This is a genomic window from Candidatus Bipolaricaulota bacterium, assembly GCA_035528115.1.
In the GTDB taxonomy this organism is placed as follows: Bacteria; Patescibacteriota; Patescibacteriia; order UBA11705; family DATKZF01; genus DATKZF01.
On the sequence record DATKZF010000003.1, the window covers coordinates 470068 to 482495 of the forward strand.

General features: G+C 39.5%; 8 protein-coding genes. 6 read left to right on the top strand and 2 right to left on the bottom strand.

Features of this window, described 5'->3' with window-relative positions:
* Positions 1-26 precede the first annotated feature (26 nt).
* Positions 27-2543, top strand: a complete 2517-nt coding sequence (gyrA, locus tag VMX18_04325) for a DNA gyrase subunit A (GenBank protein ID HUT22586.1) — start codon at positions 27-29, stop codon at positions 2541-2543.
* A 114-nt stretch (positions 2544-2657) separates the two neighbouring features.
* Here gyrA and VMX18_04330 read toward each other — a convergent pair whose 3' ends face one another.
* Both VMX18_04330 and rbfA read right to left on the bottom strand, forming a co-directional pair.
* Positions 2658-3614, bottom strand: a complete 957-nt coding sequence (locus VMX18_04330; protein HUT22587.1) for a bifunctional oligoribonuclease/PAP phosphatase NrnA — start codon at positions 3612-3614, stop codon at positions 2658-2660.
* A complete protein-coding gene (gene rbfA, locus VMX18_04335) occupies positions 3577-3942 on the bottom strand; it encodes a 30S ribosome-binding factor RbfA (GenBank protein HUT22588.1) in 366 nt (121 codons plus the stop codon). The genes VMX18_04330 and rbfA overlap by 38 nt, the downstream gene beginning before the upstream one ends.
* 443 nt (positions 3943-4385) lie before the next feature.
* On the opposite strand from rbfA, the gene VMX18_04340 reads away from it, so the two are divergent.
* The 5 genes from VMX18_04340 to VMX18_04360 all read left to right on the top strand — a co-directional run bounded on the left by VMX18_04340 (position 4386) and on the right by VMX18_04360 (position 12390).
* Positions 4386-5690: a UDP-N-acetylmuramoyl-L-alanyl-D-glutamate--2,6-diaminopimelate ligase gene (locus VMX18_04340; protein HUT22589.1), complete on the top strand. Its 1305-nt coding sequence runs from the start codon at positions 4386-4388 to the stop codon at positions 5688-5690.
* A gap of 19 nt (positions 5691-5709) precedes the next feature.
* Positions 5710-7860 (top strand): fused MFS/spermidine synthase, encoded by a 2151-nt coding sequence (locus tag VMX18_04345; protein HUT22590.1) that lies wholly within the window; start codon positions 5710-5712, stop codon positions 7858-7860.
* A gap of 193 nt (positions 7861-8053) precedes the next feature.
* The gene (locus VMX18_04350; GenBank protein HUT22591.1) at positions 8054-8455 is read left to right on the top strand and encodes a hypothetical protein; all 402 of its coding nucleotides are present in this window, start codon (positions 8054-8056) and stop codon (positions 8453-8455) included.
* 335 nt (positions 8456-8790) lie between these two features.
* Positions 8791-11652 carry an N-6 DNA methylase gene (locus VMX18_04355; GenBank protein HUT22592.1) on the top strand — a complete coding sequence of 954 codons (2862 nt, stop codon included), beginning with the start codon at positions 8791-8793 and terminating at the stop codon, positions 11650-11652.
* Between the two features lie 3 nt (positions 11653-11655).
* Positions 11656-12390, top strand: a complete 735-nt coding sequence (locus VMX18_04360; GenBank protein HUT22593.1) for a hypothetical protein — start codon at positions 11656-11658, stop codon at positions 12388-12390.
* Positions 12391-12428 lie beyond the last annotated feature (38 nt).

Sequence of the window (12428 nt, forward strand, 5' to 3'; positions counted from 1 at the left end):
ACGGTTAGGCAATAATTTTTTTATTTATGCCAAAGAAAGACATGAAAATCAAACCGGTTGACGAGGGTGGCCAGAGCGAACCTGTCGCGGGCAAATTGATCCCTCAATCATTGGTTGAAGAAATGCAAAAATGCTATTTGGATTACGCGATGTCAGTCATCGTTTCCAGAGCATTGCCGGATGTGCGCGACGGATTGAAACCGGTTCATCGAAGAATTTTATACGCCATGTGGACGTTGGGGTTGAAATACTCGGGCAAATTCAGAAAATCCGCGACCGTGGTCGGCGAAGTGCTGGGTAAATACCATCCGCACGGCGACGTGGCCGTGTACGAATCAATGGTTCGTCTGGCTCAGTATTTTTCCATGAGATATACGTTGGTCAAAGGCCAAGGTAATTTCGGCTCAATGGATGGAGATCGCGCGGCGGCCATGAGGTACACGGAAGCCAAATTGGACGCGGTGGCCGAAGAATTGCTGTTTGATATTGATAAGGAAACCGTGGAATTCGTGCCAAATTACGACGGCACGCAAAAAGAACCTTTGGTTTTGCCGGCCAAGCTGCCGAATTTGCTTTTAAACGGCATGATGGGCATTGCCGTGGGCATGGCCACCAATATTCCGCCTCACAATTTAACGGAATTATGCAACGGTTTGGTGTATTTGATTGAAAATCCCGACGCTTACGTTGAAGACCTTATTAAATTCATTCCCGGACCGGATTTTCCGACCGGCGGTTTGATATTCGACAGCAGTGAAATCAAGCAGGCCTATGCCACGGGCAGAGGCAAAATCGTGATGCGCGCCAAGACCGAAATCGTCGAAGAAAAAAGCGGTCAATTTCGAATCTTGGTGACCGAAATGCCGTTTCAAGTCAATAAAGCCACTCTTTTGGAAAAAATCGCGGATTTGGTCAAGGACAAAAAATTGGAAGGCATCAAGGATTTACGAGACGAATCGTCGAAAGAAGGCGTTCGAATCGTTATCGAATTGAAAAAAGACACTTATCCGAAAAAAATATTGAATCGTTTGTTTCAATTGACACAATTGCAAAGCGCCTTCAACGTCAATATGTTGGCGTTGGTTGACGGCATTCAGCCGAAGGTGTTGACGCTCAAAGATATTTTGGGCGAATATCTTTCTCACCGCCGGATCGTGATCAGAAAAAGAACGGAATTCGAGTTGCGCAAGGCGGAAGATCGAGCGCATATCTTGGAAGGATTGAAAATCGCCCTTGATAATATCGACGCGGTCATCAAATTGATCAAACAGTCCAAAGATAAGGAAGAAGCGAAAATCGGTTTGATTAAAAAATTCAAACTCAGCGAACGCCAGGCCATTGCCATTTTGGAAATGAGATTGCAAAATCTCGCCAATTTGGAGAGTTTGAGGGTTTTGGAAGAATTGAAGGAAAAAATGGCCTTGATTAAAGAATTGAAAGCCATTTTAAGTTCCGATAAGAGGATTTCGGGCATTATCAAAGACGAACTGTTGGAAATTAAAGAAAAATACGGGGACGAGAGGCGCACGCAAATCGTGCCGGGCGGGGTGGGTGAATTCGCGCAAGAAGATTTGGTGCCCAATGAATCGACGATCGTGGTGATCACCAGAGACGGTTATATAAAAAGAGTGCCGCCGGAAACGTTCAAGTCTCAAAAAAGAGGAGGCAAGGGCGTGATCGGTTTGGCCACCAAAGAAGAGGACGTGGTCGAGCAATTCTTCACCACCATGACGCACAATAATTTATTGTTCTTCACCACTCGCGGACGAGTGTTTCAGCTCAAGTCATACGACGTGCCGCCAAGCGCCCGAACCACCAAAGGCCAGGCCATTGTTAATTTCCTGCAATTGGCGCCGCAAGAAAAAATTTCTTCTGTCTTGGTCATGGAAAAGTTGGCGAGCACCAAATATTTGATGATGGTGACCAAAAAAGGTTTGATTAAAAAAACTCCGCTTTCCGATTTCGCCAATGTCAGAAGATCCGGATTGATCGCCATCAAATTGAAAGACGAAGACAGATTGAAATGGGTCAAGCCGACTTCCGGCGCGGACCAAGTTTTCTTGGTGACCTCAAACGGCCAGTCCATTCGATTCGATGAGAAAAACGTCAGAGCCATGGGGCGTTCCGCGGCCGGCGTGCGCGGTATTCGTCTCAAAGGCGAGGACAAAGTGATCGGTATGGACGTTATGGACGCCAAGTTGTCAGCCGGTTATGAATTGATGGTGGCCACGGAACTGGGTTATGGCAAGAGAACGTCAATCAAGCAATATAAAGTTCAAAACAGAGGCGGTTCGGGTATCAGAACGGCTAAGGTCACTTCAAAGAACGGCAAAGCGATATTCGGCAAAGTGGTTGATCCCAAAGATCGCAAAGAACGAGACATTATTATCATTTCTCAAAAAGGTCAGGTGATCAGAATCCCGTTCACTTCCATTCCGAGCCTTGGTCGCGACACGCAGGGCGTTCGCATTATGCGATTTAAGGCGGCCGGGGACAGCGTGGCCAATATCGCGTTCGTGCAAATGCCGATTGAGGAAAAATAATTTTTAATAAATAAAAAATCGGCCGCCCGGCCGATTTTTTTGTTTGGCGCGTGTCATGGTAGAGACGCGCCACGGCGCGTCTCTACCAACCGGCGGCGGATCGCCGCCGTCGGTTTATACCACGCGCCAATGTCCGTCTTCTTTGATTATTTTTCCGTCCAAGGTGAATCCCGATGCGCGTCTGTGTCCGCCGCCGCCGAGGGCCATGGCCAATTTGGAAACGTCGATATTGTCTTTGGTCGTGCGGATACTGCCTTTTATTTTTCCCTCCCCGGTTTCTCTCAAAACAACTATGATGTTCGGCTGATACAAATTCATCAGGAAATTGGCAATGCCGTTGACCGAGTCATCATCGACGAAGTTGTCCGCCAAATCCTTTTCGGTAACGGCCGCGAAAGCGATTTTATATTTTTCATTGTATTTCAAACCGGAAAAGACCCTGCCCCAAAATTTTAAAGTCTTGAAGTTTTTGTTTTTCCATAAACTTTGCAAGGCCGCTTTTATTCTGGCGCCTCGGCTCATTAATTCCGAGGAAATTTCCATGCTCGCTTGCGTGGTGGCCGCGTTGGAAAAAAAGGTGGTGTCCGAGATAATGCCGGTCAAAAGCGAATTGAGCGATCCTTTGTCCAGCTTGATTAGATTGTTTTTAAATAATCGATAAACGATTTCGGAAGTGGAGGAGCTTTCGGGTTTAACGATATTGATATCGCCGTAATTGTTATTGGTGAAATGATGATCGATATTTATCAAAGTCGAGGTTTTGTCCCTGTTCATTATTAAATCGGCAATGCCGGTTTGTTTGATTTCCCCGCAATCAAGACAAACAATGGTTTGGAATTTGTTTAATTCGTTTTCAAGAATCGAATTGATTAAAACCAGTCGTGTTTCCTTCAATGACTCGGGCGTCAAATCCGCGCAAAAGCAGACGACGTTTTTTTTCTTTGTTTGGCAGTGATAAAAAAAAGCCGCGGCCGCACCGATGGTGTCCGCGTCAGGATTTCTATGACAGACGATTAAAACATCTCGGCTTTCGTCAATCTTGTCCAAAATTTTCTTTTCCAGTATTTTCATCTTTGATTTCATTAAGAATTTCTTCGATTTCCCGCGCCTTTTTTTCCGTTTTTTCGAAAACAAAACGCAATTTGGGGATTTTTCGAAACCTTGTTCCCTTGGCCAGCCATTTTTTAATTTCCCCGCTTCTTAAAATGAGGAATTTTTTGGCTTCATTTTCCTTGGAGTCCGGCAAAACGCTGAAATGGATTTTTGCGCTTTCCAGGTCGGGGGAACTGTCAACATTAGCAATGGTAATCAAAAAGTCAAGCGGGGCGTCAAGGCGCCTGGAGATGATTTCCGCGATTTCTTGGCTTAAAAGACTGTCCAATTTTTCTTTTCGATGCATATTTTCAGGGGTTGGTTAATATCGTTGATTTATAATAGCATTATTTCATATAAAGATAAAGGCGGGTTTTTTTTAGGTTGTTAGGTTTTTAGGGAGGTAGGTTCTTAGTATCTTGTTGGCCTTTCTAATAACCTAAAAACCTACAAGCTACCACCGCCTATTGCCTCTCCGGCCACCCATCGTTGTCATCTCGACCCCTCGACTTCGCTCGGGGCATGCCGTAGTGGAGAGATCCCTTTTTGTAATCAATGAGGGATTTCTCCATTCCGCCCTTCGGGGCTCCCTGCCTACCCTGCCTGCCGGCAGGCAGGCGGCAGGCAGGCGGGAATCCACAAAGCAGCGGTAGAATCATAAGCGGCGGCTTAAATCCACCTAATAAGCTAATAAGCTACAAGCTACTACGCCTATTGCCTCTCCTCATCGCCCATGATAAGTTTATATATATGAAGTCTCTAATAAAAAAATTCATTCCCAAAAGCGTTTTATCGCTTTACCACAAATTTTTGGCGATTGTGGCGCGTTTTGCGTTCGGCAATCCTTCTGAAAAAATGATTGTCATCGGCGTGACCGGCACGAACGGCAAGTCATCGACCGTAAAATTGATCGCCAAGGCCCTGGCGAGCGAAGGCGCCAAAGTCGGTTACACCTCCACTTCGGAATTTCAAATCGGCGACAAAGAATGGCTCAACAAAACGAAAATGACCATGCTCGGCCGTTTTCAATTGCAAAAACTTTTGAAAAAAATGGTTGACGCGGGTTGCCGATACGCGGTGGTGGAAGTTTCTTCGCAAGGCGTGGAGCAATTTCGCCATTTTGGCATTAATTTCGATTACGCTATTTTTACGAATTTAACTCCGGAGCACATCGAAGCTCATGGAGGTTTTGAAAATTACAAAAAAGCCAAAGGCAAATTTTTCAAATTCCTGACTTTGCGGCCGCGAAAGAAAATTAACGGTCAAGAAATCAAAAAAGTCATGGTCGTCAATCGAGACGACGAGCACTCCGATTATTTCCTGTCTTTTCCGGCTGACAAAAAATTGATTTTCAGCGCCCAAGACAAATTAAGCGACGTTTTTGCGGAAAATATTAAAGTCTCGACTTTGGGCACCTCGTTTTCCGTTAAAGGCCTTGAAATAAATTTGCGTTTGCTGGGCAAGTTCAATGTTTACAACAGTTTGCCCGCGATCGCCATCGGTTTGAACGAAGGACTTGATTTGGAAAAAATAAAAGCCGCGCTCGAGGCCGCGAAAGTCATTCCCGGACGCATGGAATTGATAGATGAGGGTCAGCCGTTTTCGGTCATTGTCGATTACGCGCCCGAGCCGTACAGCTTGGCGAAATTATATGAGACGCTTGATTTGATGCAAAAAAATAAATTGATTCACGTCTTGGGTTCGTGCGGGGGCGGACGCGATGTGGCCCGTCGGCCGATTTTGGGCAAGATGGCCGGCGAAAAGGCGGACATTGTCATTGTCACCAATGAAGATCCGTACGATGATGATCCTCAAAAAATAATTGATGAAGTGGCGGCCGGCGCGATCGGGGTTGGGAAAAAATTGAATGAAAATCTTTTTAAGATATTGGACAGAAAAGAAGCCATTGCCAAGGCCATGAATTTGGCCGGCGCCGGGGATTTGGTGGTTTTGACCGGCAAGGGTTCGGAGCAGGCGATTGTGGTGAAGAACAATAAGAAGATGCCGTGGGATGAGAGGGAGGCGGCGAGGGAGGTTTTGAGGAGGCGGTGTTAATTTGCATTGATTCATAAAAATGTTAAATTCAAAACCAAAACCAAAAATGAATATTTTAATCTATTCAGTATATGGTTTGACAATTTTTATCAGCGCTTTTTTGCTTTTTCAAATCCAGCCACTCATCAGCAAACACATTTTGCCTTGGTTTGGCGGCGTCGCTTCTGTCTGGACGATTTGCATGCTTTTTTTTCAGGCAATACTGTTTCTGGGATATTTGTATGCTCATTTAATCACGAAATACTTATCAAATAAAAAACAAATAACGGTTCACGTTGCGTTATTAATCATTGCCGCCATTTCATTGTCAATTCTGCCGGAAGCGATATGGAAACCGACTGTCGGCGACAACCCTGTATTTCTCATCCTGCTTTTATTAAGTGCGTCCGTGGCCTTACCCGCCATTATCCTTTCTTCAACTTCTCCCCTGCTCCAAAGCTGGTTTAGCAAACAAAACATTGAAAAGTCCCCTTATAAATTATACGCGATATCAAACGCCGGATCTCTACTCGCGCTTTTGAGCTTCCCTTTTTTATTTGAGCCTTTAATGCCTATAAGCGCTCAAGCAAACTTTTGGATAGTCGGATTCATTCTGTTCGTAGTTTTATGTCTATTCTCGGGTTTGTTTTTATTTAGGAAGAAAAAAATAATAGTTGAAAAAGTCATTTCTATCCGAAATACTGAAAAGCCGACAATAAAAATGAAATTGTACTGGCTGATTCTGGCAACATCCACTTCTATTTTGCTTTTAGCCGTTACTGAGAAAATTTCACATGATATTTCCGTGATCCCTTTTCTCTGGGTGGCTACGCTTAGCTTGTATTTAATAACCTTTGTTATTGCTTTTTCAAGAGCCGAGAATGAAAAGCGGCGCAATAATTTATTCCCAAATTTTTTAATTTTGTGCGTTATATGCCTGTTCCTCTTTATTGGACTTAATCATCTTTTTTCGCATCTAATCACGTATTTGTTCATTTTATTTTTATTTTGCCTTGCTTGCAATCACGAATTGGTTAGATTAAAACCTGTCTCTGATTATTTAACCTCATTTTATTTGTTTATCGCGGCGGGTGGCATTGCGGGAGGCATTTTTGCCGGCATTATTGCTCCTTTAATTTTTAATACCTATGCGGAACTCCCTCTAATAATTGTTGTTTGTGTGATTATCACGTTAATTGTTATTTTAAAAGAGGCAAGCTGGCATTGGAAAATAGTTAAAACCGGTTCAGGCCAAATACAATTCACTCTTTACAAATTTGATAAAAAATTTCAATTTTCAGGGAAACCGCAAAATTATATTTTTGTTGCATTAATAGTATTCTTTTCTATTTTTTGTTTCGGAGCCATGATTTATGATAATCCACAAGGCGATTCGAAGGTGCTGGAAAAATCCAGGAATTTTTATGGTATGTTAACGGTGGAGTCATTTAATTCCTCCGGTGAAGGCTCGCCCAGGAGAGAGTTAATATCAGGCAATATTCTTCACGGCTCGCAATTGACTGAAGAATGTAAACAAAAAAATCCCACAAGCTATTATGGCCACCAAAGCGGTGTCGGCCTTCTTCTTGATCGCTATCAAGACAAGCCGAAGCGAGTCGGCATAATCGGGTTGGGCGCGGGCACCATTGCAGCTTATGGACAGAGCGGGGATTATTTCAAGTTTTATGAGATTAATCCCGAAGTTACAAACATCAGCAAAAAATATTTCACTTACGTGGAAAATTCAGAGGCTACTATAGATATTGCAGAGGGGGACGCACGGCTATCGCTTGAGCGAGAAAATTTTCAAAATTATAATATCTTAATCATTGATGCTTTTACCAATGATTCGATTCCAGTTCATCTTTTAACTAAAGAAGCATTTGACATATATTTAAAACATCTTAATAATGACGGAGTGATTGCCTTGAATATTTCCAGCCTTTATATTGATTTGACGCCGGTAGTTTTAAAACTGGCCGAATATAACCACCTCGATGCCGAGATTATTGCTTCAAATGGTGATATAGACCAAAATACCGCGACTGCCCTGTGGATTTTGCTAAGCAAGAATGAAAATTTGATTAAAAACTTGAATAACAGTTCCGATGATTTCGCTGAAAAAATAGATATCAGCGCTGCTGACCTATGGACAGATGATTACAGCAATATTTTTAAATTGCTTAAGTAATGGACTTGTTAAAATTGATAAGTACCGGATATAGCGACAAGATAACTACGCAAAGAAGAACAATAAAAAGATGCCGTGGGATGAGAGGGAGGTGGCGAGGGAGTGTTTGAGGAGGCGGGGGAATAATTAATTAGGGAGTTAAATATAAAAGGTAGTTGGCCAAAAGGTTCACTTAAACATTAACCAATTATGTATGAAAATATTTAAAAATATATTTGGCTTAATATTGTTGGCAATAAGCGGATTTTATGCGATGTTTGCTGTAAGTTTTATACGCGAGATCCCTCTTTTTAATAGCGCATTTGGCAGCTTACTATGGCTGATTGCTATACTGGGTTTATTGGGGGTAACCGGATTATGGACAACAATTTTGTTAAGAATCTTTCAAAAGGATGTCAAAAAACCAATCACAAAATATCTTATTTACATTGGAATCGTCGCAGCCCTAACAGTCTCTGTGATAGGTTTTTCATTTTTTGGATTAAAAGAGTCAATCATCGCTTTAGGAAATTTTATGCTTAGTTGGGGATTATTGTTGTTTTCAATAGCTGTTATTGTTTATTTGAAATTTGAACCATTTCGTAAGAAAAAATAAACGTATGGTCTAACAGCGCCTATGGTAAATGTCGTTTTCTCGCCTTCGGTGGACGATGAGCCGCAAACGTTATCTCAATCACAGAACGCGCGATTTCGCGCGTTTTTTGGTTGATTTTTGGGGGTGGATGTGGTATGTTGGGGGTAATTAAATGGAAAATATGCCTCTATACTAATCGATAATGGAAGGCGCGGAGCAGGCGATTGTGGTTAAGAATAATAAAAAGATGCCGTGGGATGAGAGGGAGGCGGCGAGGGAGGTTTTGAGGAAAATCAACAAATAGTAACCTATCAAAAAAGGTCAAAATATATCAGCCGAAGTTATAAGTTAATAATATGACAGGAAATTTTAAAATAGAAATCAGACATTTAGTTAAAAATTTTAAAGAGCAAGATGGTCAGAGACGGTCTGAAGAAGATATCCAAACCAGCTTTACTATTAAATTAATGGAGGTTCTCGGCTGGGACAGCTCTCATTGGGCAATAAATACCGGTCAGGACGTAAAAACAGGCAAAAAGCCTGATATTGTTTTAAAATCAGGATCTTCAAAATTGATAGTTATCGAATCAAAAGATGCCAAGAAAAAAGATATGCTTGACGGCTCATACGGCAACAAAACTTTTAAGCAGCAACTATTTAATTATTGCAAAGCGGAAGGGGTGGCCTGGGGTATTTTGACTAATTTTATTGAATGGCGATTGTACAGTGTTCATCATAGTCGATTATACAAAGAGAAGAAATATGCTTTTTACGATTTGTTATGGCCTAACGCAGATAAGAGCAGTTACGTGGATTTATTGTCCGATGAGGGGATGCAATTTCTAAATTTAATTTCAAAAGAAAATTTAATTAAAAAGAATGGAATTATTGATCCTGATCCGATATATTATCCTGAACAGCTAGATATAGAGCAAGAAAAAATAAAAAAAGAATTTTTCAGCAAGATAAAAAATTGGCGCGAGAATTTACGAAAATTTATAAATAAAAATTATTCTAAATATACCCTTGAGGAAGTTGATTTAATGGCGCAGAAGATATTAGATCGAATGATTTTTATTGATATTTGTCATGATAAGGGCATTGTTTATGAAAATCATCTTCGTGCAATATTATCTTCAAAATTGCCCAAGTACGAAGAGTTGAAGGAGAAATTTAAGGTAATGAACGAGAAGTTCAACACTGAGCTTTTTGCTCAAAATACTATTGATGAAATTAAAATTAGCAACGATGTAATAATCCCTATTATAGAAGAATTAGACGAAATCGATTTTAGCAAACTTAGTGTTCACATTATTGGGGAAGTATATGAAAATTATCTGGGAGAGATAGCCAAGGGGAACGTGAAGAAAGAAGATGTAATGAAGGCAAAACAAAAAAATAAACGAAAATCGCAAGGTATATACTATACTCCTGATTACATTGTTGATTATATTGTCAAAAAGACAGTGGGTGAATTGTTGAAAAAAGCTAAAACAAAAGAGGATATAGAGAAAATTAGAGTTTTGGACCCTGCTTGCGGTTCGGGTTCGTTTTTAATTCGTGCTTTTGATGAGTTTTTTGAGGCATACAAGAGAGTAATGAAGGAAGGTGGGCTTTTAGGTTTTGAAATAAAGAAAAAAATATTGCAAAACAACCTTTTCGGCGTTGATTTAGATCCCAAAGCTGTGGAAATCGCCAAGCTAAACCTAATGATTAAGGCGCTTGAAGGCGCGACGCCAAACGAATTAAGAGGCGATCATTTGCTACCTAACTTGAATCTAAATATTCGTTGTGGCAATTCCTTGATTGGAGGGGAGAAGTTAAAAGAAAAGGAAAATAATTTGAATCTGTTTGACAAGTTTGACGATGAAATAAAAAAATTAATTGATTTTAAGGAGCGGTTTCGTAAATCCATCTCTAATGATGAAAAAAAAGAAATTCTGAACGAAATTAATATATTTGAGGGATACATTAATAAAGAAGTAAATGATAGCCTGTATAAATATTTCAAGAATTTGAATAGAATTAGGCCATTCAATTACACAATCGCTTTTTGTGAAATATTCAAAGACGGTGGATTTGATGCGGTGATTGGAAATCCGCCATATATTAGACCACATAGAATTGACACAAGTATAAAAGGATATTTATGGGAAAATTATTATTCATTCAAGGCAAAATCCGATATCTACGTATGTTTCATTGAAAATGCAATACAACTCACGAAAAAAGGCGGACTAATTTCATATATAGTTTCAAACACATGGCTATCATTAGAGAGTTTCGAAAATCTACGAACTTTCATCCTAAACAATACAAAAATAAAAATGTTGATTAACCCTCCAGCAAAGGTTTTTAGTGGAGCGCAAGTGTCGACGATTGTTTTTGTTTTTGAAAAAGATGAATCTAAGGGAAATAAAATAATTGTAGGGGGATTATCTCAAAACGCATTCAAACTCGAGGGTGCAATAAAACAAACGCTGTTCAATAAAACACACAAAAAAGTTTTCGATTTATCTTTACTAGATAAACAGGTTTTTTCAATAAAGGTTGCAACGACCCCGTTAAAAAAAGTCGCGAAATTTTACTATGGAATAAAAACCGGAGATGATGAGAAATTTTTGACTTTCAAACCCAAAGATAAAAATAATTATAAACAACTTTTAAGAAGAAGTGATTTTAATCGATATCTAATAGATTACAAAGGTGAGTATGTTTGGTACGCACCAGAATTAATGAAAGAAAATAAAGCCACCGCTCGGCCAGGAGAACCAAAAAGATTCGATGAAACAAAAATTATTATAACTGACATTGCAAAAAAAATAATTGCGACATTGGATTTACGACATTATTATATTAAAGATGCCTTAATCCTTCATCAAATAAAAAATGGTTATGATTTAAGGTATTTATTAGGTGTTATAAATTCAAAATTATTAAATTTTATCTACACCAAGACATTTAGAAATTTGAGCGTAGCTAAAAACGCTTTTATGCAATTGCCAATTAAGATAATAGAGATTAGTGAAGAAAAAGCTTTGTATAACACAATTGTTCGCTTGGTAGACCAATTGCTTAAATTAAATAAGACTACAGAATCCCGCGAAATAAACAAAACAAAAATCCAGGCGCTGGATTATGAAATTGATAAGATGGTGTATAAGCTTTATGGGTTGGGGGAGTCTGAGATAAAAACAATTGAACAAGCTGTAAAATAATTTATGAAATGTAAATTATGTGGGGAAGAGAAAGTATTAGTTAATGCACATATCATACCAAAAGTTTTCTATAATTACATCTATAAAAATACCAATGACCATTCTTTAGCGCTTGCATCAAGTAAAAACAATGTTCGGAAAAAGAGGGTCCCAAAAGGCATATATGATAAAAAGATCCTTTGTAAAGAATGTGATAATAGCTTGGGGGTTTATGATGATTATGCAAGCCGATTATTGTTGTGTGAATTTGATCCCGGAAATTTTATAGCTGACGGACAGGGCTATAAAATTGATAAGTATGCTTTTGATAAATTATCATTCTTTTTTTTATCTGTTCTGTGGCGTGCATCAATCACTACTCACGAATTATTTAGACGAGTTTCCCTCGGGCCATACGAAACTAAAATAAAGGATATCTTAACAATGGAAAACGTTGATAAACTAAATGAATTTAATATTTTAATTTTACGATATCTTGATTTCGCGGGTCAAAATTCCATTTTAGAACCATTCTTGACAAGAATAGATAAAATCAGATTTAATGTAATTTTTTTGGGTGGAGGATATAAATTTTTTTTACGAGTAGATAAACAAAGATTGCCTGCACAAAACAAATTGAATATTTTGTTCATGAGACAAGATAAACCATTATTAATTTTAGTTGAAAAAGATATAAAAAAATGCAGCGATTTCCATGTGTTGAAGGCAATAACGTGGAACAATCTGCAAAAAAAGTAGCAATAGTAAAGTAACTATGTAATCAAGGCATTATGATG